At 32.7% G+C, this 26,069-nt stretch carries 21 protein-coding genes; 12 read left to right on the top strand and 9 right to left on the bottom strand.

Translation table 11 applies throughout. The features are described 5' to 3' along the window. Nucleotides 1–13 precede the first annotated feature (13 nt). Nucleotides 14–3,160: a cytochrome c biogenesis protein gene (ccsA, locus tag CLV33_RS05205; RefSeq protein ID WP_244906384.1), complete on the top strand. Its 3,147-nt coding sequence runs from the start codon at nucleotides 14–16 to the stop codon at nucleotides 3,158–3,160. Nucleotides 3,161–3,320: 160 nt separating this feature from the next. On the opposite strand, the gene CLV33_RS05210 is transcribed toward ccsA, so the two are convergent. The 5 genes from CLV33_RS05210 to CLV33_RS05230 form a co-directional block, all read right to left on the bottom strand. Then, the gene (locus tag CLV33_RS05210) at nucleotides 3,321–3,596 is read right to left on the bottom strand and encodes a heavy-metal-associated domain-containing protein (protein ID WP_052415092.1); all 276 of its coding nucleotides are present in this window, start codon (nucleotides 3,594–3,596) and stop codon (nucleotides 3,321–3,323) included. 103 nt (nucleotides 3,597–3,699) lie between these two features. After that, a complete protein-coding gene (locus CLV33_RS05215) occupies nucleotides 3,700–4,404 on the bottom strand; it encodes a Crp/Fnr family transcriptional regulator (RefSeq protein ID WP_045371404.1) in 705 nt (234 codons plus the stop codon). A gap of 146 nt (nucleotides 4,405–4,550) precedes the next feature. After that, the gene (locus tag CLV33_RS05220; RefSeq protein ID WP_244906385.1) at nucleotides 4,551–5,276 is read right to left on the bottom strand and encodes a hypothetical protein; all 726 of its coding nucleotides are present in this window, start codon (nucleotides 5,274–5,276) and stop codon (nucleotides 4,551–4,553) included. Nucleotides 5,277–5,545: 269 nt separating this feature from the next. Then, nucleotides 5,546–6,766, bottom strand: a complete 1,221-nt coding sequence (locus CLV33_RS05225) for a peroxiredoxin family protein (RefSeq protein WP_105472994.1) — start codon at nucleotides 6,764–6,766, stop codon at nucleotides 5,546–5,548. Nucleotides 6,767–6,859: 93 nt separating this feature from the next. Beyond that, nucleotides 6,860–8,233, bottom strand: coding sequence for a peptide-N-glycosidase F-related protein (locus CLV33_RS05230; RefSeq protein ID WP_211297537.1), 1,374 nt, complete (start codon nucleotides 8,231–8,233; stop codon nucleotides 6,860–6,862). A 273-nt stretch (nucleotides 8,234–8,506) separates the two neighbouring features. Here CLV33_RS05230 and pheT point away from each other — a divergent pair, with 273 nt between their 5' ends. The 3 genes from pheT (at nucleotide 8,507) to CLV33_RS05245 (ending at nucleotide 12,097) form a co-directional block, all read left to right on the top strand. After that, a complete protein-coding gene (gene pheT / locus CLV33_RS05235) occupies nucleotides 8,507–10,936 on the top strand; it encodes a phenylalanine--tRNA ligase subunit beta (protein ID WP_105472995.1) in 2,430 nt (809 codons plus the stop codon). 86 nt (nucleotides 10,937–11,022) lie between these two features. Further along, on the top strand, nucleotides 11,023–11,808 hold the full coding sequence (locus CLV33_RS05240) for a phosphatase PAP2 family protein (protein ID WP_170063976.1): 786 nt from the start codon (nucleotides 11,023–11,025) through the stop codon (nucleotides 11,806–11,808). A gap of 58 nt (nucleotides 11,809–11,866) precedes the next feature. Continuing rightward, nucleotides 11,867–12,097, top strand: a complete 231-nt coding sequence (locus tag CLV33_RS05245) for a putative signal transducing protein (RefSeq protein ID WP_105472997.1) — start codon at nucleotides 11,867–11,869, stop codon at nucleotides 12,095–12,097. A 1-nt stretch (nucleotide 12,098) separates the two neighbouring features. Here the strand turns inward: CLV33_RS05245 and CLV33_RS05250 are convergent, their stop codons facing one another. Continuing rightward, nucleotides 12,099–13,724: an ABC-F family ATP-binding cassette domain-containing protein gene (locus CLV33_RS05250; RefSeq protein ID WP_042241004.1), complete on the bottom strand. Its 1,626-nt coding sequence runs from the start codon at nucleotides 13,722–13,724 to the stop codon at nucleotides 12,099–12,101. A gap of 203 nt (nucleotides 13,725–13,927) precedes the next feature. Between CLV33_RS05250 and CLV33_RS05255 the strand changes: the two genes are divergently transcribed. The 3 genes from CLV33_RS05255 to trmD all read left to right on the top strand — a co-directional run bounded on the left by CLV33_RS05255 (nucleotide 13,928) and on the right by trmD (nucleotide 16,387). Then, nucleotides 13,928–15,319, top strand: a complete 1,392-nt coding sequence (locus CLV33_RS05255; RefSeq protein ID WP_105472998.1) for a TlpA family protein disulfide reductase — start codon at nucleotides 13,928–13,930, stop codon at nucleotides 15,317–15,319. Nucleotides 15,320–15,420: 101 nt separating this feature from the next. After that, nucleotides 15,421–15,600: a hypothetical protein gene (locus CLV33_RS05260; RefSeq protein WP_042240994.1), complete on the top strand. Its 180-nt coding sequence runs from the start codon at nucleotides 15,421–15,423 to the stop codon at nucleotides 15,598–15,600. A 109-nt stretch (nucleotides 15,601–15,709) separates the two neighbouring features. Continuing rightward, nucleotides 15,710–16,387, top strand: coding sequence for a tRNA (guanosine(37)-N1)-methyltransferase TrmD (gene trmD / locus CLV33_RS05265; RefSeq protein WP_105472999.1), 678 nt, complete (start codon nucleotides 15,710–15,712; stop codon nucleotides 16,385–16,387). Between the two features lie 76 nt (nucleotides 16,388–16,463). On the opposite strand, the gene CLV33_RS05270 is transcribed toward trmD, so the two are convergent. Further along, entirely contained in the window at nucleotides 16,464–18,359 is a 1,896-nt protein-coding gene (locus CLV33_RS05270) for a M61 family metallopeptidase (protein ID WP_105473000.1), read from the bottom strand. Nucleotides 18,360–18,451: 92 nt separating this feature from the next. Here CLV33_RS05270 and CLV33_RS05275 point away from each other — a divergent pair, with 92 nt between their 5' ends. From CLV33_RS05275 to CLV33_RS05295, 5 genes are read left to right on the top strand one after another with little or no spacing between them, the layout of a single operon-like run. Then, nucleotides 18,452–19,459, top strand: a complete 1,008-nt coding sequence (locus tag CLV33_RS05275; RefSeq protein ID WP_105473001.1) for a glycosyltransferase family 2 protein — start codon at nucleotides 18,452–18,454, stop codon at nucleotides 19,457–19,459. A 51-nt stretch (nucleotides 19,460–19,510) separates the two neighbouring features. Beyond that, entirely contained in the window at nucleotides 19,511–21,436 is a 1,926-nt protein-coding gene (locus tag CLV33_RS05280; RefSeq protein ID WP_105473002.1) for a BatA domain-containing protein, read from the top strand. Further along, nucleotides 21,433–22,686, top strand: coding sequence for a dihydroorotase (locus CLV33_RS05285; RefSeq protein WP_105473003.1), 1,254 nt, complete (start codon nucleotides 21,433–21,435; stop codon nucleotides 22,684–22,686). Before CLV33_RS05280 ends, CLV33_RS05285 begins: the two co-directional genes overlap by 4 nt. A 2-nt stretch (nucleotides 22,687–22,688) precedes the next feature. Further along, complete coding sequence (locus CLV33_RS05290) at nucleotides 22,689–23,021, top strand: hypothetical protein (RefSeq protein ID WP_045371343.1); 333 nt, start codon at nucleotides 22,689–22,691, stop codon at nucleotides 23,019–23,021. A 1-nt stretch (nucleotide 23,022) separates the two neighbouring features. Beyond that, the gene (locus tag CLV33_RS05295; protein ID WP_105473004.1) at nucleotides 23,023–23,679 is read left to right on the top strand and encodes an alpha/beta hydrolase; all 657 of its coding nucleotides are present in this window, start codon (nucleotides 23,023–23,025) and stop codon (nucleotides 23,677–23,679) included. A 59-nt stretch (nucleotides 23,680–23,738) separates the two neighbouring features. Here CLV33_RS05295 and CLV33_RS05300 read toward each other — a convergent pair whose 3' ends face one another. Together CLV33_RS05300 and CLV33_RS05305 are read right to left on the bottom strand one after the other, a co-directional pair. Beyond that, a complete protein-coding gene (locus tag CLV33_RS05300; protein WP_042240977.1) occupies nucleotides 23,739–24,443 on the bottom strand; it encodes a response regulator transcription factor in 705 nt (234 codons plus the stop codon). A 5-nt stretch (nucleotides 24,444–24,448) separates the two neighbouring features. After that, nucleotides 24,449–26,020, bottom strand: coding sequence for a sensor histidine kinase (locus CLV33_RS05305; protein ID WP_170063977.1), 1,572 nt, complete (start codon nucleotides 26,018–26,020; stop codon nucleotides 24,449–24,451). Nucleotides 26,021–26,069: the final 49 nt, after the last annotated feature.

The following is a 26,069-nucleotide window of genomic DNA, read 5'->3' on the forward strand; positions in this document are numbered from 1 at the left end:
ATTTTATATACAAATGAATAAATTTTCACGCGTGTTAGCGTCGCCTATATTAGCCGTTATTTGTCTATTTACCTTTGCATTTGCTATGGCCGTTGCCACTTTTATTGAAAACGACTACGGTACAGCTACCGCTTGGAAACTTATATACAATGCTTGGTGGTTCGAGTTGGTTATGGTTGGCCTAGGGGCAAGCTTTATAATGAGTATTTACAAATACAAACTTTGGCGTAAAGAAAAATGGGCACTACTAACTTTTCATTTAGCGTTTATAGTAATTCTTTTAGGTGCTGGAATTACACGTTATGCATCCTATGGAGGCATAATGCGTGTTCGCGAAGGCGCTTCTTCTAATATAATTATCTCAGATAACAACTATTTACACATCCATTTATCTAACGGAAAAACAACAAAAACCCTAAAGAAAAATTTAGAATTTTCTCCCATAAGCAATAACAATTTTAATATTGATTCTGAATTTGAAGGCACTCCTATTTCTATTTCATACAAAAATTTTATTGCCGATGCTGTTCCTCAAATTGAAAATAATTCTGAAAATGGTAAACCCATGATAGAAATGATAGTTTCTGCCGGAAATGGAAGGGAAACCGTTTTTCTCGAAAAGGGAGAAATTGAAGCTATTGGCGCACACCAACATAAAATAGGATTTGATGTTGAGGCCGAAGATGTTATTAATATTACCGAAAATGATGGTAATTTTAAAATACAATCACCAAGAAATTTAAGCGCTTTTGTTATGGCCACCGAAACGGCTAGTACCATAAAAAAGGACAGTTTGCAAGATATACAATTAAGAACCTTATATCGTGATGGCGATGCATCGTTCGTGCCACTTGCCTACTATCCTAAAGGGGAAATTAAAATAGTTAGTGCTTCTGAAAAACCTAAGGATAACGATGAGCAAAAAGACGATGCGCTTATTGTAAATGTAGCTGTTGGAGAAAACAAGAAGGAAATAACGCTACTTTACAGAGAAGGGTTTTTACCAACAACTCACGATGTTAATTTTAATGATATAACAGTAACTTTGTCTTACGGCGCCGAACCTATTACTACGCCCTTTTCAATTTATTTAGAGGATTTTCAATTAGAACGTTACCCTGGCTCTACAAGTCCTTCATCTTATGCTAGTGAAGTAAAGGTAATTGATGGCGATAAAGAAATACCACATCGTATTTTTATGAACAACGTATTAGATTATAAAGGTTTTAGATTCTTCCAAGCTAGTTATGATACTGACGAATTAGGCACCGTTTTAGCAGTAAACCACGATGCTTTGGGTACTAATGTTACATATATTGGTTACTTTTTAATGATGATTGGTATGTTTTTTACACTCTTTGGAAAATCGTCTCGCTTCACATTAGTAAACAAAAAATTAAAAACATTGAAATTAAAAAGTACTGCTTTAGTATTGCTGTTATTAACGTTTTCCAATACAGTATTTTCACAAAACGAAAGCCAGAAACCCAACATAAACCTAGAGCTTGTAAAACAACTAGAGGTAGATAACCAACATGCTGAACTTTTTGGACGTTTAATGGTGCAAGATCTAGATGGACGTATAAAACCAATGAATACGCTTGCTTCAGAATTTTTAAGAAAACTATCTAGAAAACCCTATTTTAAATATACCGAAAATGGCAAAAGTATACGATACAGTCCAAACCAAGCTTTTTTAGCAATGCAATCCGCTCCTAATATTTGGCAATATGTGCCTCTTATTAAAGTAGATCCTAAAAAAGGAGGCGAATTATTTAGTAATTTAAGCATTAATGAAAACGGTTTGGTATCCTTCTCGCAACTATTGGAGAAAGAGGGTAAATACTTATTAGACGAAGTTGTTGAAAATGCCAATAAAAAGAAACCGGCTGAACGTAGCGAATTTGATAAGGAAGTTTTAAAGGTTGATGAACGTTTTAATATTCTTTACAATGTATTTGCAGGAAATTATTTAAAGGTATTCCCTAATAGTAACGATAAAAATAATAAGTGGCATAGCCATACACACCATTTTCAAGATTTTCCTGCAGAAGACGGCAGGTTTGCAAAACAAATTATGCCCAATTATTTTAAGGATGTAAACGAAAAAAAATGGGTAGAAGCCAGCGAAAAGTTAGGCTACATAAAAACATTTCAAGATGTATTGGGAGCAGACATTATTCCTAGCAGAAAACGTATAGAAGCAGAACTCTGGTACAACCAACTTAATTTAAACTTTTGGTTATTTCAAGTATATTTTACTCTAGGCGCTTTACTTCTTGTTTTAGCATTAATTAAAATTTTTACAAAGAAAAAATTAATAGAATTTTTATGGAACGGGCTAATTATACTTACACTTATAAGTTTTCTTATATTCACTGGAAACATTATTTTACGTTGGTACGTATCGCAGCACGCACCATGGAGTAATGGTTACGAAATGCTTGTATTTGTATCGTGGGTACTGCTGCTGTGTGGCCTGCTAACATTTAGAAAATCTGATTTTGCACTACCTCTGGCTACGCTATTTTCAGGCGCACTTTTATTCGTTAGCTATTTAGATTGGTTAAGTCCAGAAATAACCAATTTAATGCCCGTATTAAAATCGTTTTGGTTAAAGGTACATGTAGCAACTATAGTAAGTAGCTACGCGCCTTTGGCTTTATCTGCTATTTTAGGGTTTATGGCTTTATTACTTACTATTTTTAAAACTAAAACCACTAAAAAAGTTATAGATATTAAAATAAAGGAACTTACTTATATTAACGAAATATCTATGACCATTGGCTTATTTGTTTTGGCAGTGGGCACTTTTTTAGGAGGTATTTGGGCTAACGAATCTTGGGGGCGCTATTGGGCTTGGGATCCTAAAGAAACTTGGGCATTAATAAGTATAATTGTGTACGCTATTGTGCTACATCTTAGATTAATACCAAAACTTAAAAGTAACTATGTACTTAATACTGCCAGTGTGTTTGCTTTTGGCTCTATAATTATGACCTCGTTTGGAGTAAACTATTACCTCTCTGGATTACACAGTTATGCAGCAGGCGACCCCTTGCCCATCCCTACATTTATTTATGTGTTAGTGGCATTGGTAATTATTGTCTCTGTTTTGGCTTATTTTAGAAAGCGTAGTTTTAACGCTACAAATACATAATGTTTTTGGGTACGCTTTACATAACCAGTGTTTACTGATGTTTTCAATACACTAAAGGTTTGGTGTATCGCTATTTCAGGACGGAACAAAATAAATATTAAAAAAACCTGTAATTAAAATTACAGGTTTTTTTTTAAAACTATCAATCATGTAAAAACCATCACTTATTAGTAACAACTTTTTCTTTTTGGGGAGAATTTACATTTTTTAAATCCTCTTTAATAATACTAGGATCTTTAGTAATAGGATAACCTATTGCTTTTAAATGCATACGCAAACCTTCCATAGCATTGTGTGTTTTGTAATCAAAACTTATACTTTTTGTAGCTATATCTATATCTAAATTAGAGATACCACTCACCTTTTGGATTTCGGTATCCAATAAGTTTTTACAATTTTCGCATTGTAAATTATTAATAATTACTGTGGTTCTCATAAGTGTAAACCTTTTTACGGTGTAAACTTATAAAGTAAAAAAAACACAAAAGGTGATATTTGTCAGGTTTTTGAAAAAAATGAGTAAAAAAACAATTTGAATATTAAAAATCTTCAATAAACCGCTCTAGAGCAGCATTATCTACAATACCTGTTCTTTTACCAGATATTTTTATAAGACCTTCTTTTTTTAAGGCAGACACATTACGAATGCAAGATTCTAAAGCTGTTCCTACTAGACTAGCTAAATCTTCCCTAGTTAAATTAAGTTTTAAAAAACCATCATCGTCTACGCCATAATGTTCTTCTAAATACAATAAAGCTTGCGCTATGCGTTGCTTTACGTTTTTTTGGGAAAGGCTTAAAATAACATCGTTAGAGTCTTTAATATCGCTCGCTAGAGTTTTTAAGACTTCCATTGTAAATTTAGGATTAGATTTTAAAGGTGTTACAATTCTATCCTTTGGAATAAAACACACTTCCATATCGTTAACAGCAGTTGCTTTTAAATCTACATTCTCATCGGCAATTACTGAACGTTGGCCAATAACATCGCCTTTGGCAGCTAGCTTTACAATTTGGTCTTTTCCATTTGAACTTAATTTTGAAAGCTTAGATACGCCTGCCCGAATACAAAATACACCATTTAGTCGTTCTCCTTCTTCAAAAATAATGTCTCCCTTCTTTATTTTTTTGGTAATTTTTGCATTGGAAACATGCTTAAGTTCTTCTTTACTCATAGCACCTAAACTGTTAAACTGCCTTACTATACAGTTCTCGCAACGTTTTGCTTTTTCGTTTTGTGCCATTAGTACAATTTTTTATTTGGTAGCATAAATATACAAGTGATGTTATAAATATGCAAGGTGAATAAAAACTAAAATGAATAAATAATAATGTAAGCTTAAATAATAGCTTTTTTACAATGATGCTGAACGACTTAAGTAAAAATATTTTATTTACTTTTAAATACGGCCTCTCCTTTTACCAACCAAGAAAAACCAAAAGCTTCCACCGCTATGGTTTCCATCCAAAACGTTAGGTTATTTGCATTGTAAATAGGTTTAAACGGTGTATTAAAAGAGCCAATTACTATTATAAGTAAAGCTAAAATCATTATTATTCCACAAATTCTATAAACTATATTTTGTTGCTTTACTTTACTTGGGGTACAGCTTTGCGGTTCATGAATTAATTTCTCTTTATTATCGTTTGTAAAAACAAACAAACTCATTAGTGCTAAACTTCCTAAAAAAACAGCTGCACTTATATAATGAAATGTGTTTCGAAAACAATTATTCTCAATAAAGGCTATACTTACAGAGTTACATATATCGCAGCAATCTTTTATTAAGGCATTTGTGGGAAACAACAATAACAGTATTGCCCCAATAGCTGCAAGTGTTGATAATAAAAAACCACCCTTGCTTTTTTTGTACACTAGTAAAAAAATTGCAATTAGGCTTACAACAATTATAAAAATAACATTAGACCGTGTAAAATAATAATGACTTATAGATGGTAATACCTTGGTATAGCCATTTACTATCCACAAAAAAAGCCAAAGTAAAATTGGTAAAAGCATGCCTAAAACACCAATTATTCTACTTAATGTTTTGGCACTTTGTAGCCAAATATCATCTTTTGTGACATCAAAATCTATATCAAACATTTTACCCATTTTAATTATAATTTTTAGGCTATTGTAATATAACATCTAGTAATAAACCACCATAAGGTAATCATTTTATAAAAAATTAGATATTACAACAAAAAACCCAACTCAAAAAAGTTGGGTTTCTTAACTGATTGTTTGGTTTGATTGATGACAAATAAAACTATATGTTTTAATATCAGCAATTTAGAATCTAAAAAAACAGCAACATGTTAGCAGTCTGTTAAATAAATTACAATGAATGTTAATTAACACTTTTAACATATTTGCTTAAACTACAGCTGTTCCTCTAGTAATTTGTTTATAAAATTATCAAAATTTAACTTAAACTCAATGTACTTTTCCCCCGTTGCCGGCCCATTAAAACCTGTATGTATTTTTCTAACCTTTCCTTTTTTATCGATATAAATTGTGGTTGGGTAAGACAGTACATGATTTAACATTGGTAATTTTTCTTGAGCTTTTACTTTACTAGACGACCCATATTGGGCTAACAACACCGGGTAGTTAATACCAATATTTTCCTTTAGGCGCTTTATGTTATTAAATGCCTTTGCTTTGGTATTTACATATTCAAAAGCTAATGCTATAATTTCTAAATCTTCATTAGAATTTGTTTTGTAATAATTAGCATAAAATTGGCTTTCATCTAAACAATTAGGACACCATGTACCCATAATTTGAACCAGAACAACTTTATTTTTAAACTGCTTATCATTTAGCGACACCATATTTCCATTTTCATCAGGAAAAGAAAATTGTACCTTATCGTAACCTTCTTTTAAATACGTAAGTGAATCTGCATCTGGTAATTCAAAATTTTCATTACGTTTTGCCACGAATGGCTCTTTCCAATGGTTTCCTGAGTAAAACATACCATTAATTACACTATCGTTAACTTCAGCAGTAAATAAAAATGCATGGGCACCATCAAACGTAGATAGTTTCAACTTGTTACCGTTTAAAACCCCTTCTAAAAATCGATAATCGCCAGTGGTTGTTCTAAAAGTACCCGTAACCTTATTGTCGTACTGTTTAAAAACACCTTTAGCGATGTATGCATTTTCTTTAGAATTAGGACTAAATATTGTTTCCCAATTTCCTGATATATCATATTTTGGAAAATCGTCACTAGCATCAAATCTAGAATCATTTTTTTCAGCCTTAAAGGCCATAATTCGATTTAATTCTGGTTTTTTAAAACTTCCTATTAAAACGCTATCTTTAATTTTGGCAACAATAAATCCCTCGAAAACTGGGGTTTGTATGTAAACAGAATCACCTTTATATGTAATATCATTAACTTCAATAACCTCTTCGGCATTACGTATTTTTATTTTATGTTCTGAAACTACTTCAAAATTAAACGGCAAATTTAAAGTGTCATTTACCTTTAATTCTGCTCTGTATATCCCATTTTTTAGTGTGTTTTTATTTATTTTTTCTTTACAAGAAAATACAAGAACCGTTAATATTATGATAATTATATGCTTCATAAAACGAATTTAAAACCTAATAATTTAATGGTGGCAATATACCAACAAAACCTTTAGTTTTAACTTGCATTATATTATTTAGTTCTAAGTAATTTAATCTATAACTATTGGTCGGTTTATTACTGTATTACTCTTAACTACAACAAATGTTGAAATTGGATAAAAAGCGTCTTTTGTTCCGTCGCTAACCCAATCTTCTAACTCATATTCTAAGTTAAAAGAATTACCTGCCATGGAAGTGGTAAAATTATCTACTCTTAAAGGAATTTCCATTCCGGGGCACCATCCAGCTCTATTTGCTTTCCAATTTCCTGGATCTTGATTATTTAGAGGATTACTTTCACAATTTAACGGACCTAAATAATGATAAAATGTATCAGCACCATTTATTTTTATTTTATGTGTTCTGTAACACCATTCTGCACACCTTCTTCCGTTAGCATCACTTGGATTTGCTTCGCCCCACCCATTAATAAATGTTCTTAAATGTGTGCTTTCGGCATTTTCAGGTATGGTAATCTCTCGTGTTAAGTCTTTATCATGGGCAATACCATACGGAATTCCAGCAGCAGAACCATTATCGTAATTAAATACACGGGCTATGGCATAATATGGGTAATCTGGCGTGCCTTTTATATAATCAAAATCAATAGTTACCTCATAGCCTCTTGCATTCCAACACTCAGTACGTATCCTTAATTCTACCTCTCCAGTAAGTAAAGACTTAAAATCGGTGACATCAAATTCAAAACCTCTATCTAGTTGGCTATTATCATTCCAGTAGGGAGTAATATATCTCGCTAACTCATAGTCTTCACCAGATACTTGGTCTTTAATTTTTACATTTGCAAACACATCCCATTCATCACATCCAACATCAGGACACGTTAATTTTACATACATTTTTATAGTTTCTATATCTGTGACATCATCATGTAGCGTAAAAGTTTTTCTTGAATGCTGTTTATAGCCGCCACCGTTTGCAAGACGTTCTTTATCAAATGTTAAATAATTAATAATATTGCCTAAAGTAGTTTTACCTTTTACAGTAAAACTAATATTTTCTGCTTGATTGTTACTAATAGTCACCACTCCATCAACATCTGTTTTAACGGTTTCATCAGGCGAATAACGCACGTAAACAGTTGTTTGGTTGTTTGATTGATTAGCTGCAATGGTTATGGTATTAGTAAAGTTAGTATTGTTTAATGATAATTGAAAATGATTTGAAATGGAAATGGTTACATCTGTAGTCAAATCTTCCCCTTTTACAGTAAAGGGCTTAGAAATAGAAACGGCGTTTGGATCAGTATTTGGAAAACTCATTCCCGTAGACAATAAATCGTCTTGACCTCCAAGTATTAGTTTATACTCTGGCAAATCTTGTTTAATTATGTCATCATCGTTGTCACTACCACAACTCACTATTAAGAATGCCATTACAAACACAGTGTGTGCTAACTTCATGTTTCTAAACATAATTTTCTATTTTTTAATTTTTTTAAAAAATTCCAAAATAATTTTCACATAAACTTTAAATTTCGACCACCAACTTAAGTGCATCGACCAAACACAAAAACATATGTTCTTAAATTCTAATCCACTAAACTGCATAGTAATATTAGGGCTTAAATTTGAACTAAAACATACTTGTTTAGAATATAGCAACAAAGTGCTAGCCTTTGTTTGAATACTAACCTCAAAAAATTATCTTTGTCTGCTCTAATAGTATAACGATTTATGAAGATTTCATACAACTGGTTAAAGCAATTTATTAATATTGATTGGACACCAGAACAAACCAGCGCATTACTTACAGATTTAGGATTAGAAGTTGAGGGCTTGGAGAAATACCAGTCTGTTAAAGGCGGTTTAGAAGGTGTTGTAGTTGGCAAAGTACTAACGTGTACAAAACATCCAAATGCAGATAAACTTAAAATAACCACTGTAGATTTAGGAGGCGAAACGCCAGTGCAAATAGTTTGTGGCGCGCCTAATGTTGCTGTAGGACAAATGGTTCCTGTTGCTACAATAGGCACAACTTTATATACTAACGAAGGTGAAGCTTGGACTATTAAAAAAGGGAAAATTAGAGGTGAGGAAAGCCACGGAATGATTTGTGCCGAAGACGAACTTGGTCTTGGTAAATCGCACGATGGTATTATGGTTTTAGAGGAAACTGCTAAAATAGGCACACCTGCTGCTAGTATTTTTGATATAGAAAATGATACCGTTTTTGAAATTGGCTTAACACCAAATAGAGCCGATGCCATGAGCCACTACGGTACAGCTAGAGATTTAAAGGCGGGCTTATTGCAAAAAGAAGTTAAAGTTGAATTAATTACCCCATCGGTTAGTGCATTTAATGTAGAGAACAGAACATTAAAAATAGATGTTGATGTTATTAATAAAGAATTAGCACCACGCTATTGTGGTGTTACCATTTCTGGAATTAAAGTCTCAGAGTCTCCAAACTGGTTAAAGCACCGTTTGCAAGCCATAGGCTTAAGCCCTATAAATAATGTGGTTGATGCTACAAATTACGTGTTACACGAGCTAGGGCAACCACTTCATGCTTTTGATGCTAGTAAAATTGAAGGCGATAAAATTGAAGTAAAAACACTAAAGAAAGGCACAAAGTTTATAACCCTCGATGGCATTGAGCGTGAGTTACACGAAGAGGACTTAATGATTTGTGATGCCGAAAAACCTATGTGTATTGCTGGTGTTTTTGGCGGTATAGACTCTGGTGTTACGGAAAAAACACGAAGTATTTTTCTAGAAAGCGCTTATTTTAACCCTGTAAGTGTTAGAAAAACTGCAAAACGCCATGGTTTAAATACCGATGCTTCTTTCCGTTTTGAGCGCGGTATAGACCCTAACATTACAGAATACGCCCTTAAACGTGCTGCTTTATTAATACAAGAATTAGCAGGTGGTGATATTACAAGTGATATTGTTGATATTTACCCAAAAAAAATTGAAGACTTTCAAGTACGATTAAGTTTCGAGAATGCAAAAAAAATAATAGGTCAAGAAATTTCTAAAGAAACCATAAAAAGCATACTTACCTCGCTTGATATAAAGGTAAATAATGTAACTGAAACTGGTTTGGGATTAACCGTACCTGCTTTTAGAAACGATGTACAACGAGAAGCAGATATTATAGAGGAAATTCTTAGAGTTTACGGATACAATAACATAAATATTTCTAAAAAACTTAATGCCTCTATTTCTAGTATGTCTCGTTTTGAGGATTTTAAAGTACAAAATACCATAGGCAATCAATTGGCTGGACAAGGATTTTTCGAAATTTTATCCAATTCCCTCACCACACCAAATTATGCGGCATTAAGCGGCCAATTAAAAGAAGCTCACAACATAGAAATGCTAAACCCTTTAAGCAACGATTTATCTGTAATGAGACAATCGCTTATATTCTCTGGTTTAGAAGCTATAGCTTATAACATTAATAGAAAACGACAAGATTTAAAGCTTTTTGAATTTGGTAAAACCTACCATAATTATTCTGAAGACAAAACAGAACAAAAACATTTAACGCTTTTCGCTACGGGAAACCAAAATGCCGAAGGATGGAATTCTAATGCAAACCAAAAAAACGATTTTTTCTTTTTAAAAGGCATTGTATATTCTGTTCTAGAACGTTTGGGTATTACAAGATTTAATGAAACCCCAATTAAAAACGACTTATTTAGCGAAGGTGTATCTTTAAATTTAGGCAAAACTACCTTGGTTAATTTTGGTTTAGTTACCAAAAAAGTATTGAAGTTTTTTGATGTTTCTCAAGAAGTTGTGTGTGCCGATTTTAATTGGGATGCCATACTAAATATGGTAAAACACAATAAAATTACTTTTAAACCAATTGCTAAATACCCAGCTGTACGTCGCGATTTTGCTTTGTTATTAGATAAAGAGGTTACTTTTGAATCTATTTACAAAATAGCAAAACAGACTGAAAAGCAGTTGTTGAAAAACGTGAATTTGTTTGATGTATATCAAGGTAAAAATCTTCCAGAAGGTAAAAAGAGTTACGCAGTGAGTTTTACACTTCAAGATGAAAACAAAACCCTTAATGATAAACAAATTGATAAAATAATGAACAAACTCCAAGCTAATTTTGAAAAACAGCTTGGTGCGGAATTACGCTAACTAAAATGCTTTACAGCAAACTAACTTATAAAATAACTTTTTTAACAACGTTTTTAATTGGATGCTTTTTTCTGCCTGCTCAAATTATGCAGGATAGCACCAAAATTAAAGAAGATAAAACTACACTAGAACTTCTAAAACACGACACCAAACAAACCCTAAAAAGTGTTGGTTATAGCTTTACTAGACCTTTACATTGGAAAGGAAAAGATTTTGGTAAGCTTGGTGGCTTATTAGTTGGTACAATAGCACTTTCGTCTTTAGACAAAGAAACCAATCGTTTTTTTGAAAGGAACAGCGAAAACTTCCCAAAAGGTATTAGGGACTTTGGCTGGTATTTTGGTAGTCCTCAAAATTATTTTATTACTAATGCTGGGTTGTACGGTTTTGGCTTACTAACAAAAAACGAAAAAATAAGAAAAACTAGCGTGCTTGTTATTTCATCGTCTATTACAAATGGTGTAATTAATAGTTTATTAAAAGGTAGTGTAGGTCGTGCAAGACCAAATCACACAGGGGATCCTTTTGATTTTCAATTGTTTTCTTCAGAACCAGGGTATCATTCCTTTCCTTCGGGCCATACCGCCTTATCTGTAACCATGTCTCATGCCATTGCAAAACAGTTTGATAATATTTGGGTTAAAATTGGTGTTTACGGCATTGGGGCTGTTGCACCCATATCCAGACTGGTTGATGGTGCACATTGGCTTACCGACATTGCTTTTTCTGCTGCATTAAGTATTATTGTTGTAGACAGTATAGATAAATTTCTATTTAATTCTAAAGCATACAATTACACAAAGCCCCCAAAAAACATTAGTTGGAATTTTACCTTTTCAGCTAATCAAATTGGTTTAATAGGTACATTTTAATCTTGTAATTCTCACTTATTTTACATAACTTTAAGTAAAATCCTTAAAACTTTTACTTATGTCAAATTATATCAAAGTTTTTGCAGGCAGCTTTGTTCAGGTACAGCATATATTTCAATCTCTTGAAGCTGAAAATATATCAGCAATTATCAAAGACGAAGCCGAATCTGGACGAATAGCAGGTTTTGGTGGTGCTATTCACGACTTTCAAGAAGTTCATGTTCATAAAGATGAAATTAAAAAAGCCACTAAAATTGTAGAGGGTTTAATTTCTGAAATGGAAGCCTAATTTAAGCTGTTACCGCATACATTTTTTCGCGTAACTCTTTAATTTTAGCATCTTGCATGTACTCATCAAAAGTGGTATAACGGTCTATAATACCATTAGGCGTTAACTCAATAACCCTGTTGGCAACGGTTTGTGCAAATTCATGATCGTGAGTAGTAAACAGCACAGTACCCTTAAAGTTTTTTAACGAATTGTTAAATGCTGTAATACTTTCTAAATCTAAATGGTTTGTTGGTTCGTCTAGCATTAAAACGTTGGCTCTCACCATCATCATTCTACTAAGCATACAACGCACCTTTTCTCCTCCCGAAAGCACATTACATTTTTTAAGCGCTTCTTCACCACTAAAAATCATTTTCCCTAAAAACCCACGAATGTAAACTTCCTCGCGCTCTTCTTCGGTTTGTGCCCATTGGCGTAACCAATCTACTAAAGATAAGTCGCTTTGAAAATACTCACTATTATCTAGCGGTAAATAGGACTGCGTTGTAGTAACACCCCAAGCAAATTTACCAGAGTCTGCCTTTTCTTTTCCATTAATAATTTGATAAAAAGCAGTTGTAGCTCTAGAGTCTCTTGAAAAGACCACTACTTTATCGCCTTTGGCCAAGTTTAAATCTATTTTGTTGAATAACACATCGCCATCTAAAGAGGCCGACAATCCTTCTATGTTTAAAATTTGGTCTCCTGCTTCGCGATCTCTTTCAAAAATAATTGCAGGATAACGGCGACTAGATGGTTTAATGTCTGATATGTTTAACTTATCAATCATCTTCTTTCTACTGGTGGCCTGTTTACTTTTTGCAACATTTGCAGAAAAACGTCTAATAAACTCTTCGAGCTCTTTCTTTTTCTCCTCGGCCTTTTTATTTTGTTGTGCACGCTGTTTTGCTGCTAATTGCGAAGACTCGTACCAAAATGTGTAGTTACCGGAATAATGGGTTATTTTCCCAAAATCTATATCGGATATATGTGTACAAACCGCATCTAAAAAATGACGGTCGTGCGATACTACAATTACACAATTTTCGTAATTTGCTAAGAAGGACTCTAACCAAGTAATAGTTTCATAATCCAAATCATTGGTAGGCTCATCCATAATCAATACATCAGGATTTCCAAATAAAGCCTGAGCCAAAAGCACGCGTACTTTTTGCTTACCGTCTAAATCTGCCATTAAAGTATAGTGCAAATCTTCCTTTATGCCTAAATTAGATAATAAGGCAGCTGCATCACTCTCGGCATTCCAACCGTTCATCTCTTCAAACTGCACTTGCAGCTCTCCAATTTTTTCTGCGTTTTCATCAGAATAGTCTGCATACAACGCATCAATTTCAGTCTTAATTTTAAACAACGGCTTGTTCCCCATTAAAACAGTTTCTAGAACATTATGCGTATCGTACAAATTATGGTTCTGCTCTAATACAGACATGCGCTTGCCAGTTTCTAAAGATACATGTCCCGAAGTTGGTTCTTGCTTACCAGAAAGAATTCTTAAAAAAGTAGACTTTCCGGAACCGTTGGCACCAATTATACCATAGCAATTACCATTGTTGAATGTGGTATTTACTTCATCAAATAATACACGCTTACCAAATTGTACAGAAAGGTTTGAAACTGATAACATAGCCTGATTTTAAATTTCGGCAAAAGTAAAAAAATCTAAGCGTTAGTTAAAGCTTTATACACTTATTTTTTAACGCTGTTTTAACGATAACTCAACATTTAACAACGCATTAACAGGGTATTATATAAGCAAAATATATTTTTGTGTTGGTAGATAATAATGTCTACTTTCTTGAGGAGGGATATATGAAATTATATGTATACATGGCATGCATTACTTTATTGCTAATAAGCTGTGGTAAAGATTCGTGCAAGTACGCTATTATAGGAGGAGAAATAATCAATAATAATACTGATTATGTGGTTATTTTTGATTCCAAAGATGTTATTGATACCATAAAACTTGATGGCAATAACCGTTTTACTTACAAAATAGAAAATTTAAAGCCAGGGTTTTATACATTTCGCCATGGTGGAGAAATACAAATGTTTTTACTAGAACCTGGCGATAGCCTTATGTTTCGGTTAAATACTTTTGATTTTGATGAGTCTCTGGTATATACTGGTAAGGGCGCGAAAAAAAATAATTATTTAATAAACGATTTTCTTAAAAGTGAAAAAGAAGAAAAACAGGTCTTTAAGTTTTGTCAATTAAGTCCAGAAGCTTTTACCAAAAAAATTGATTCTATTAGAGCTGAAAAAAATAAGAAGCTAAAAAAATATCAAGAAAAGCACAACACATCCCAATTATTTAACAAAATAGCTCAGGCCAACATAGATTACGATTATTATTCTAGCAAAGAAATATACCCTTTTGTGCACTATGGGCGCAACAAGAAAAAAATTATTGAAGCACTACCTGCTAATTTTTACGACTACCGAAAAAATATAAATTACAACGATAATTTTTTTAAAGATTATTTTAATTACACGTCTTTTCTAAAACGTAGTTTTAACAACATAGCCTTGGAAACCCATGTTAAACATACAAAATCTCCATATGAAATTTGGACTAACACTTGTTATAACCTAGATAAAATGGCAGCAATTGATAGTTTAGTTACCAATACTGAAATTAAAAATGAACTGCTGTACCATTATGGAATGAAATTTTTGTCTAAAAACAAGAACATTGAAGACAACGAAAAAATTATAAAATATTTTCTTTCTAAAAGCAGTAATGAGAAAAACAACGAAATGGTTGTTGCCTACAATACATCTATTAATAAATTAAAACCCGGTGAAAGTTTTCCTGATATAAATGTTCGGAATTTAACACAAGACGTTATAAATATTAACGCAATAATTAATAAACCTACAGTAATATATTTTTGGTCTCATCTTTACAAAGATTATTTTGAAACCAGCCATAAACGCGTTAAGGACCTTATTATAAAATACCCCGAGGTAGAATTTATTTCGGTAAATATTGATGATTACAGTAAAGACCGTTGGGCTACAACCGTAAAAAATAAAAAACATGCACTTAAGCATGAGTATATATTAGAAACACCTGAAGAATCGGTTAAAAAGCTAGCAGTTTACCCATTAACAAAAGTTATACTTGTAAGTGAAGAGCATAAAATAGTTAATGGTCATGCCAATATGTTTTCCAACCGTTTTGAACAAGAGCTTTTAGGGCTGTTAAACCGTTAAGGCTGACAAATTTTCATTGCATCCCTAAATTTTAATTTGGAATATTTTTTGATGACTCAAAAATGATTTTTTTTATAGTTTAATCTTAAATATTTTAAATTATGGAACAAACACCTGTTAAAGTAAATTTTATTGGAAAAGAGGGAAAAAACTATCTTATTAAGTTTCCCGATTTAAAAATCCCCGTTTCAGTAAACAAAAACCTGTACTTAAAAATGCGCAACAGCAGCATGTATGAGTTTATGAATTTACCTAAACATAATAGAGTAAACTCTGCATAGGTTTAATATTTAAAATAAGATTAAATGTATGAAGGTTGCCAAATTACAGGCAACCTTTTAAGTATTCTTATAGAACAAATTCATTTATATTTGCTGCAATACAATTATTATGAGAATAGATATTATTACCGTTTTACCAGAATTACTTAAAAGTCCTTTTGAAGCGTCTATACTAAAGCGCGCTATTGAAGCTAATTTGGTTGAAATCCACTTTCATAATTTACGAGATTATACTACCGACAATTACAAATCTATAGACGACACCCAGTTTGGTGGTGGTGCAGGCATGGTTATGATGGTAGAGCCTATTGATAAGTGCATTAGCAACTTAAAATCGCAACGCGATTACTGTGAGGTTATTTATATGACCCCTGATGGTGAAACACTTAACCAAGGTATTGCAAACCAAATTTCCATTAAAGAAAACATCATTATTCTTTGTGGACATTACAAAGGTGTAGACCAACGTGTTAGAGATTATTTAATTACACGTGAAATCTCGATAGGCGATTTTGTGTTGTCTGGGGGAGAACTAGCTGCAGCGGTATTATGCGACGCCGTAATACGATTAATTCCTGGGGTATTAGGCAATGAAACCTCTGCCCTAACCGATTCTTTTCAAGATAATCTACTAGCGCCACCAATTTACACAAAACCAAGAGAATATAAAGGCTGGAAAGTGCCTGAGCTTTTATTTAGTGGCAACTTGCCAAAAATTGAAGAATGGCGCGAAGAACAAGCCTATAAACGCACTAAAGCGCGTCGCCCAGATTTATTGGAAGATTAAATAAGTACTAAAACAAAAAAGCGACTTACCCTGTAAATAGAATTAATCGCTTTTTAATGTATATGTTTCTAAACGTTTAGCCTTTTAACCAAGCCTTACGCAATGCTATTTGCTCCTGGGTTGCATCGTTTTTTTCTATGATACCTTCGCCTGTTGTATAACCTTGTGTTGTTGTGGTTTTTATTACAATTTCTTCACCATTTCTATCTAAAACAACCTCAATTTCCCTTCCTGGTTTCCACATAAAAACATCTTGTAACACTTGGTTAGCGTTCATTAATGTTAGTGCTGTACCATCAATAGATTTAATTACATCGTTAGGTTTTGCACCTTGTTCAGCCCAAAAGCTATTTTCTAAAACAGCATCAGTAAAGAAAATTGTACCTGCTTGCCCATCGCCACTAACTATAGGCATGCCATTCATCATGATATAGTTTGCCTTTATTTTTGTTTCGCCAATTTCTAAACCTACCTTTTCAAAAAACGTTTCGTACTTTATTGGTAAATCACCAACCACATGCGTATTTAAAAACTCGCCTACTGATGGGTATGTCATTTCTGTAATTTCGGCAATCAACTCATCATCTTCAAACGGTTTGTTTTTTCCGTATTTATTTGATAATTCTTTCATTAACGATAAAATACCACGATTTCCGTTACTAGCCTCTCTCATTAAAATATCAATACACATACCTATTAATGCACCTTTCTGGTAAACATTAATATACTGGTCTTTGTATGGCGCTTTTAGTACGTTTTCACTCATTATAGTAAAACTCATGGCATCGTTGTAACGTTTAGACATTTGAATTTTACTCATTATTTTATTGTAAAAATCTTCTTTTTCAATTAATGCTTGATCTACCTGAAATAAGTTGGCAAAATACTCTGTAACCCCTTCATACATCCATAAATGCTTGGAAAATGTAGGTGCGTTATAATCAAAATAATGTACATCTTCGGAGTGTACACTTAAGGGCGTTACAATATGAAAAAACTCATGCGATACTACATCTATCATACTTTCAGATAAGGCTGCTTCATCCATACTTTCTGGTAAGACTACAACTGTAGATGTATGATGTTCTAAAGCACCAAATCCCTTTGGAGAGTTATCTTTTTCTTCCGATAGGTACAAATAAATATCGTATCTCGAAGTAGAGTTTATGTCTCCTAAAAATGCCTTTTGTGCTTTCATCATTTTAAAAATAGTGCCTTTTAAAGAAGCTGCGGTGTGTACCTTATTTGGCGAATACACACTTAATACTATTTTTATATCGCCTACTTGAAATTCTTCAACATCTAAATTACCATACATCATTGGATTATCGGTAATATCAAAATAACGTGGTGCAAAATAACTTGTTGTAACAAATTTACCGTCTTCGCTTGTTTTTGAAGTCATATTCTCCAACGCAGAAGTACGCACAAAATCTGCAGGGGCTGTAACATCTAACTTATATTGATTACTTTTTAAACTATCAAAATAACCAATAAAGCCATGTAAGTTTAACACGTAGTTTTCTGGCTCTATATTAGTTCCCGATGGAGAAAAAGGCTCTTCACCACCAATGCCACCTTTGCTTTCAATATCGTAAGTATCGTTAACTTTATAGGTTATTTTATCTAAATCTTTTGCATTTTCAATACGCCAAGTATTGGTATCAACTTTACTTACGGCCATATCGTTGCCATTATAATCAATAGCCTTAAAATCTTCAACATATTTACCAAAATCGCTTACCGCATAGGTGCCTTGTACTACACGAGGTAGTCTATATGTAACAGTTTCAACGGTAAAACGCCCTGGATTTATTATTACTGGAGCTTTATCATCAGTAACTTTTGATAAATCTATGTGCGACACAATTGGGGTATTTATGGCTAAATCGTTAACCTTGTTCCTTCCTGCACCACAACTAAAAAGCATTAAGCCTAAAAAAGCTGATGCTACAAAAACTCTAATATTCATCTGTAAATTTTTAAATTTTATATAATTTCAAAATTAAGATTATGGAACGCCATGTTTTCATAAGGTTTTGTTAAAAGATGCTATATTCGCTTATGCAAAATCCACTAGTTAGCATATTAACGCCTTTTAAGAATACCGAATACTTTTTAGGTGAATGTTTAGACTCTATTTTACAGCAAACTTATACCAATTGGGAATTGTTAATAGTAGACGACCACTCTACCGATAACAGTTACAATTTAGTTGAAAATTATGCCAAAAAAGACAGTAGAATTAAACTTTTAAAAAACAGGGGCAATGGTATTATTGATGCATTAAAAATGGCTTACAAAACCAGTTCTGGCACTTTTATAACCAGAATGGATAGCGATGATATTATGCACCCTAATAAAATAGAAGTTTTAACCAATAACTTGTTTTTACATGGCAAAAAACATGTAGCGGTTGGCCTTGTGGAGTATTTTAATGCTAATGGTGTTGGGCCTGGTTATAAAAGTTATGAAACTTGGCTAAACGCTTTAACTAAAGAGGGCATAAATTACAGTGAAATTTACAAAGAATGTGTAATCCCCTCGCCTTGTTGGATGATACACAGAGAAGATCTGGATGCTTGCGGTGCATTTAGTCCTAATATGTATCCAGAAGATTACGATTTAACCTTTAGGTTTTACAAACATGGGTATACTTGTATTCCTTGTAATAAAGTTATTCATAAATGGCGCGATTACAGTACTAGAACATCACGAACGCACATACATTATGCGCAAAACCATTTTACATCTTTAAAAGTACACCATTTTTTGGATATAGATTATGATAGCTCTAAAACCATGGTGATTTGGGGCGCTGGTACCAAAGGAAAACTAATGGCTAATTTGTTTTTAGAACGCCATATTCCCTTTAAATGGATTTGCGATAACCCTAACAAAATTGGTAAAGATATTTACGGAAAACAATTATTAAACTTTAATGCTCTAGCTACAATTAAAAACCCACAAAGTTTAATTACGGTGGCTAATAAGGATGCACAAAAAGAAATTAGACGTTACTTGAATAAATTAAATTTACAACCTGTTGTAGACTACATTTTCTTTTGTTAATTTTAATGAAACTCAAAAAAAATACGTAGGTTTGATAAACAAAAAAAATAAATGCAGTTTAAATATCCCGAACTTCTTTACGCTTTATTTTTACTGGTAATTCCCTTAATTGTTCATTTATTTCAACTTAGAAAATTTGAAAAAGTTCCCTTTACCAATGTAGCTTTTTTAAAAAGTGTGGCCATAAAAACTCGTAAGAGTTCGCAATTAAAAAAATGGTTAACACTTATTACACGTTTACTACTGTTTGCTGCTATTATTTTTGCGTTTTCACAACCGTATTTTTCAAAAAATAACACATTAAACAAAACCACAGAAACTGTTATTTATTTAGATAATTCCTTTAGCATGCAAGCTAAGGGCGATAGTGGTATACTTTTAAAACGCGCCGTTCAGGATATAATAACCAACATTCCTGAAAACGAAAAAATTTCGGTAGTAACTAACTCTGAGACTTTTAAAAACACTACCATTAGCGCCATTAAAAACAACCTACTACAATTAGCGCACGCACCAAACAAAGTATCGTACAAAACAGCTACGCTAAAAAGTAAAAACCTATTTAACAAAAGTTTAAATAGTATAAAAAATCTTATTTATATTTCAGATTTTCAATATCAAAATGAAGAGTTTAATCCTGAAAGCGACTCGCTAATAAATTTTTATGCCGTTAAACTTAGCCCCGTAAACACTCAAAACGTTGCAATAGATTCGGCATATATTTCTAATGCTAACCCAACTAAACTAGAATTAACAGTTACTTTAAAAAATAGTGGTAATGCTATTGAAAACCTACCAGTTTCGCTCTTAAATAATGGCAATTTAATTGCAAAAACCTCAACACAAATTGATAATGAAGCAGTAATTACTTTTAATTTACCCGCAAACGATAGCATTAATGGTGAATTAAAAATTAGCGACACGCACTTACAATTCGATAATGCGTTGTTTTTTAACATAAACGCCCAAGAAAAAATTAATGTTTTGGTTATTGGCAACGAAAACTCGAGTTTTTTAAAACGAATTTATACCGAAGACGAGTTTGAACTCTCTAATTTTAGCCTAAACAATTTAGATTACAACCGCATTAACGAACAAAACCTTATTGTTTTAAATGAATTAGAACAAATACCAAACACATTAAGTACTGTTTTAAAATCGTTTACCAACAGTGGCGGTACTGTTTTAGTAATTCCTCCTGAAAATGTTATTTTAGAATCTTACAATAATTTTCTATCTACTTATAGTTTGGGCTTTAAAGTTAAAATCCCCTCTGTAAAGCGTGTAACAACCATAAACTATAGTCATCCACTCTACAATAATGGCGTTTTTGAAAAACGTATTACAAATTTTCAATATCCAAAAGTAAACTCGTTTTACAACTTACAATCTAATACACCATCGGGTATTCTCCTTTTTGAAGATGGCAAACCGTTTTTAACAGAAAATGCAAATACGTATCTGTTTACTGCTGCTTTAAATAATGTAAATTCTAATTTTAAAAGTTCGCCACTAATAGTTCCTACTCTATATAATATTGCTAAAAACAGTTTTAAAGTACCAAAACTCTATTATAATGTTGGAGCACAAAATAGTTTTGAAATTAAGGTTAACCTGCAACAAGATGGTGTATTAACACTAAAAAAAAATGCCGAAAGTATAATACCGAAACAGCAAACTTTTAATAACAAAGTGGTTGTTTCTACAGATGAAATACCAATACAAGCAGGGATTTACACCGTTACAAATAATGGTATTGCGCTTAAAAATGTAAGCTATAATTACGATAGAAGCGAAAGTAACTTAACTTATCAAAATATAGATAATTTAGCTCAGGTAAACACAAGTAATTCTATAACCGAATTGTTTGACACCCTAAAAAGTGAGACCAAAGTTAATGCCTTATGGAAATGGTTTGTTATTTTTGCATTAATTCTCTTGTTAACAGAAATGCTCATCTTAAAATATTTTAAATGAACATACTTATAAAATCTGCCACAATACTTGATTCAAAAAGTGATTTTCATAACACTACTCAAGATATTTTAGTTGAAGGCGGATTAATTACCCAAATAGGTAAACAGCTTAAAAACCCCAAAAAGTATAAAGAAATAGCTTTAGAAAACCTTCATATTTCCCAAGGATGGTTTGATAGTAGCGTTTCATTTGGAGAACCAGGTTTTGAAGAGCGCGAAACCATTGCCAATGGTATTAAAACCGCAGCGTTATCGGGGTTTACAGCCGTAGCCATAAACCCTAACACAAAACCGGTTATAGATTCAAGCTCTGATGTATCTTTTATAATATCTAAGGCACAGAACAACGCTGTTACTGTTTTGCCAATAGGCGCGTTAACACAAGGCGGTAAAGGTGTAGATTTAGCCGAATTGTACGATATGAAAAATGCTGGAGCTATAGCATTTTACGATTACAAGAAACCTATTACCAACCCTAATCTTTTAAAAATAGCATTACAATATGCTAGTAATTTTGGTGCATTGGTGTGTTCTTTTCCCCAAGAAAACAAAATTTCTGGTTTAGGCGTAATGAATGAAAATGTTACCAGTACATCTCTAGGTTTAAAAGGCAACCCCGCACTAGCTGAAGAACTACAAGTTGCTCGCGATTTGTTTCTGCTGGAATATACTGGAGGGAAATTACATATTCCCACCATATCAACAGCTAAAAGTGTTGAATTAATAAAAGCAGCCAAAGCTAAAAAACTTGATGTAAGTTGTAGTGTTGCTATTCATAATTTATATTTTACAGACGAATATTTAACCGATTTTAATACCAATTTTAAAGTAAAACCGCCATTGCGTACCCCTGCCGATATTGATGCTTTAATTGAAGGTGTTAAAGACGGCACTATAGATATGGTAACAAGCGACCATAACCCATTAGATATTGAATTGAAAAAAGTAGAGTTCGATCATGCGGCTTATGGCTCTATTGGTTTAGAAAGTGCTTTTGGTGCGTTACATCAAAAATTCACTTTAAAGAAAACTATAGATATACTCTCCAAAGGCAAGAGTAGATTTGGGCTAGAACAAACACCAATAACTATTGGAGCCAAGATTAACGCAACATTGTTTAACCCAAATTTAAAATATACATTTTCGAAAAAGCACATCCATTCTAAATCGCAAAACGCTATTTTTGATGGTGCTTCGCTTAAAGGAGAGGTTTACGGTATTATTTCGAATAACATTACAGTTTTAAAATAAACATGACACAACAAGATATTAAAAACGGTAAAGGTTTGTCCATCGTTAGTTACTTAGGCATTATAGGTATTATAATTGCCTATTTTATAAATAATAATAAAAGAAACCCCTTTGTTTATTTCAATATAAGACAATCTTTAGGATTGTGGGTTATGTTTCATCTATTTGCATTTGTGGCTTCAGCTTTTGATAGTTGGATGGTTACTTTAGCGTTTTATTTATGTTTTTCCATTTTAATCATTTATGCTTTAACAAATGTGGCTAACGGAAAAGCACAAACCGTCCCTTTAGTTGGTGACTTCTTTCAAAGAATTTTTTCAAGCGTAAGCCAATAATATGTTACACACCTCATTATCCTTAGACTATGTACTAAGGCCATCTAATTTAAAAGAAAACGCACCATTACTTATTATGTTACATGGTTATGGTAGCGACGAAAACGATTTATTTTCATTTGCTAATGAGCTTCCTGAAGAGCTATTAATAGTATCGGTAAGGGCGCCCTACAAAATGCAGCCTTTTGGTAATGCATGGTACGCTATTAACTTTGATGCTGAAAAGGGTAAATGGAGTGATAACGAACAAGCAAAACAATCGGTAGAATTAATTGCAAAATTTATTGATGAAGTTGCTAACGCATACAACATCAATAAAGATAGCATCACACTTTTAGGCTTTAGCCAAGGCAGTATTTTAAGTTACGCAGTGGCACTAACCTATCCAGAAAAAGTAAAAAATATTATAGCACTTAGTGGCTATATAAATCAGGATATTTTACCTAAAAATTTAAACGAACACGATTATTCTAATCTAGATTTTTACTGTTCCCATGGTAATGCAGATCAAGTAATTCCTCCAGATTGGGCGCGACAAACCCAGCCCTTTTTAAACGGGCTACACATAAAAAACACCTATTCTGAATTCCCTGTAGGGCACGGAGTTGCACCTCAAAACTTTTATGAGTTTAGAGAATGGCTGAAGAAACGCATTTAAATCAATAAAAAATCCAGCGTAGTGCTGGATTTTTTATTGATTTCATTGTAAAATTATTTTTAGCTGTTAACTACCAACCTAAACCCTTCGCCATGAATGTTTAAAATTTCTACCTTAGGGTCTGGTTTTAAGTATTTACGCAATTTAGCAATGTACACATCCATACTTCTAGAGGTAAAGTAATTATCATCGCGCCAAATTTTGGTTAGAGCCAACTCACGCGGCATTAAATCGTTTTCATGTAAGGCTAATAAGCGTAATAGTTCGTTTTCTTTTGGCGACAACTTTACGGGTTCTTCGTCATCAAAACGTAAAAAACGCAATTTAGAGTTTAAGTGAAAGCGTCCTATTTCAAATTCAAACTGCTTACTGTCGGCAATGGTCTCTGTGGCTTTACGTTGCATAATCGCCTTTATTTTCATTAGCAGTACTTCACTATCAAAAGGCTTGTTCAAATAATCATCTGCACCAACCTTGTAGCCCTTCAATACATCTTCTTTCATGGCTTTAGCAGTTAAAAATACAATAGGAACATCTGTATTCTTTTCTCGAATTTCCTTAGCCAAGGTAAATCCGTCTTTATATGGCATCATCACATCTAAGATGCACAAATCGTAATCATCTTTTTTAAATTTTTCAAAACCTTCCATACCATTTTTGGCATGTACTACATCATAATCATTCATCATTAAATAATCTCTAAGTACGGTTCCAAAATTTGGATCATCCTCTACTAATAAAATTTTCTTGTTTTGTTCTTCCATAATTTTTATGATATTAAGGGAAGTTTTATTGTAAATATACTTCCTTTACCTTTTTCACTTTCTACTGAAACGAAGCCCTGGTGATCGTCTACAATACGCTTTACGTATGCTAAACCTAAACCATGACCTTTTACGTTGTGTATGTCTCCCGTATGTTCTCTATAAAATTTTTCGAAAACACGTTTAGCAGCAGCTTTACTCATACCGCTACCTTGATCTTGTATTTTTAATATAACATTAGTACCTGCATTTTCGGTAAACACATCTATTTTTGGTGACTCTGGCGAATATTTTATAGCATTGTCTAAAATATTCACAATTACGTTTGTAAAATGTGTATCGTTCGCCAAAACAGATGTTTGTTGCGCGTTTAAGTGCGTTTTTATATAACCTTTTCTATCTTCTACAATTAATTCTACATGGGTTACTGCATCTTCTACTAAGTCGTTTAAATCTACTCTATCCTTACTAATATTTAGCTCATTTTTTTCTAGTTTAGATATTCTCAATACATTTTCTACTTGGGCATGCATACGCTTGTTTTCTTCCCGTATCATTCTAAGATATCGCAATACCTTTTCGTTATCATTTATAATTTTAGGATTTTTTATGGCATCCAAAGCTAAATTTATGGTTGCTATGGGCGTTTTAAACTCATGCGTCATATTATTTATAAAATCTGTTTTAATCTGCGATATTTTTCGTTGTCTTATCAATTGAAATAAAGCACTAGAATAGGCAATAATTATAATTGAAGTAAATACAATGGATAGTAAAACCATTCCTAATATCGTAGAGAAAATAAATTTTCCGTCTTTAGGAAAATTAACAAGAAGCTTGTAATTGCTTTGATTGTTTTCGTCGTAAAAAACAGGAATACTAAAGGTAGATTCTTGTGTTTTTTCAAAACCTTCACTATATACCTTGGTAGCTAAATCTCTGCTGTAAATAGCAAATTCAAAATCTATATCAATACCATTTTGCTTGAATTTTGTCGATAACAAATCGGCAACCTCTTCTCTAGAAACACGTTTATGTACAGGAATTGTTTTCGCAAAAGCTTTAAAATTTTTGTTGAAAGAATTTCGCTCTGCATCCTTTAATACACCACTGTTTACAATTTTTAGAATTGGGGATTCCCCAATATCTTCATCAGAAAAATCGGAGCCATCTACAACTTGCATTTCAGAATTTCCAATAATTCGTTTAATATCGATACTATCTAAACCAATGTCAAAGAGCGATGAAGACAATTTATAATTCTCTTCTAAAACATCACTTTTATAAATAAGCATGTCTTTGGTACTGTTGTTTCGCTGGTAAATGAACAGTCTTGAGACTTCTGCTGAGTCTTTTTTCTTTTCACTATCTAGCTCCTGAAAACGCTCAAAATACCTATCTAATTCCTTTTGTTCAATAGCGTTAGACACATAACTTAGGGCACTTTTAACATTAAATTTAAAACGGGCCTTTTCGTTTTGGTATGCATCATTTATAAAATATGCCTGAACAAAAATGATTCCTATAAGCGATAAGCTCATTAATACGATGGATAGGACGAATACTTTTTTGCTCATCACCCAAAATTAACATTTTAACATTTAGCCAACTTATCATTTAACCTTA

It is taken from the genome of Jejuia pallidilutea (assembly GCF_002973595.1).
Taxonomy (GTDB): domain Bacteria; phylum Bacteroidota; class Bacteroidia; order Flavobacteriales; family Flavobacteriaceae; genus Jejuia; species Jejuia pallidilutea.

What these genes read in the sequence shown, in the direction of transcription:
- CLV33_RS05215 (WP_045371404.1), bottom strand. Translation starts at nt 4,404, where the DNA reads ATGGCACAAAACGAAAAAGCAAAACGTTGCGAGAACTGTATAGTAAGG.
- CLV33_RS05240 (WP_170063976.1), top strand. Translation starts at nt 11,023, where the DNA reads ATGCAGGATAGCACCAAAATTAAAGAAGATAAAACTACACTAGAACTT.
- CLV33_RS05280 (WP_105473002.1), top strand. Translation starts at nt 19,511, where the DNA reads ATGCAGTTTAAATATCCCGAACTTCTTTACGCTTTATTTTTACTGGTA.
- pheT (WP_105472995.1), top strand. Translation starts at nt 8,507, where the DNA reads ATGAAGATTTCATACAACTGGTTAAAGCAATTTATTAATATTGATTGG.
- CLV33_RS05250 (WP_042241004.1), bottom strand. Translation starts at nt 13,724, where the DNA reads ATGTTATCAGTTTCAAACCTTTCTGTACAATTTGGTAAGCGTGTATTA.
- trmD (WP_105472999.1), top strand. Translation starts at nt 15,710, where the DNA reads ATGAGAATAGATATTATTACCGTTTTACCAGAATTACTTAAAAGTCCT.
- CLV33_RS05295 (WP_105473004.1), top strand. Translation starts at nt 23,023, where the DNA reads ATGTTACACACCTCATTATCCTTAGACTATGTACTAAGGCCATCTAAT.
- CLV33_RS05275 (WP_105473001.1), top strand. Translation starts at nt 18,452, where the DNA reads ATGCAAAATCCACTAGTTAGCATATTAACGCCTTTTAAGAATACCGAA.
- CLV33_RS05230 (WP_211297537.1), bottom strand. Translation starts at nt 8,233, where the DNA reads ATGAAGTTAGCACACACTGTGTTTGTAATGGCATTCTTAATAGTGAGT.
- CLV33_RS05270 (WP_105473000.1), bottom strand. Translation starts at nt 18,359, where the DNA reads ATGAATATTAGAGTTTTTGTAGCATCAGCTTTTTTAGGCTTAATGCTT.
- ccsA (WP_244906384.1), top strand. Translation starts at nt 14, where the DNA reads ATGAATAAATTTTCACGCGTGTTAGCGTCGCCTATATTAGCCGTTATT.
- CLV33_RS05285 (WP_105473003.1), top strand. Translation starts at nt 21,433, where the DNA reads ATGAACATACTTATAAAATCTGCCACAATACTTGATTCAAAAAGTGAT.
- CLV33_RS05290 (WP_045371343.1), top strand. Translation starts at nt 22,689, where the DNA reads ATGACACAACAAGATATTAAAAACGGTAAAGGTTTGTCCATCGTTAGT.
- CLV33_RS05220 (WP_244906385.1), bottom strand. Translation starts at nt 5,276, where the DNA reads ATGGGTAAAATGTTTGATATAGATTTTGATGTCACAAAAGATGATATT.
- CLV33_RS05255 (WP_105472998.1), top strand. Translation starts at nt 13,928, where the DNA reads ATGGCATGCATTACTTTATTGCTAATAAGCTGTGGTAAAGATTCGTGC.
- CLV33_RS05210 (WP_052415092.1), bottom strand. Translation starts at nt 3,596, where the DNA reads ATGAGAACCACAGTAATTATTAATAATTTACAATGCGAAAATTGTAAA.
- CLV33_RS05225 (WP_105472994.1), bottom strand. Translation starts at nt 6,766, where the DNA reads ATGAAGCATATAATTATCATAATATTAACGGTTCTTGTATTTTCTTGT.
- CLV33_RS05300 (WP_042240977.1), bottom strand. Translation starts at nt 24,443, where the DNA reads ATGGAAGAACAAAACAAGAAAATTTTATTAGTAGAGGATGATCCAAAT.
- CLV33_RS05305 (WP_170063977.1), bottom strand. Translation starts at nt 26,020, where the DNA reads ATGAGCAAAAAAGTATTCGTCCTATCCATCGTATTAATGAGCTTATCG.
- CLV33_RS05245 (WP_105472997.1), top strand. Translation starts at nt 11,867, where the DNA reads ATGTCAAATTATATCAAAGTTTTTGCAGGCAGCTTTGTTCAGGTACAG.
- CLV33_RS05260 (WP_042240994.1), top strand. Translation starts at nt 15,421, where the DNA reads ATGGAACAAACACCTGTTAAAGTAAATTTTATTGGAAAAGAGGGAAAA.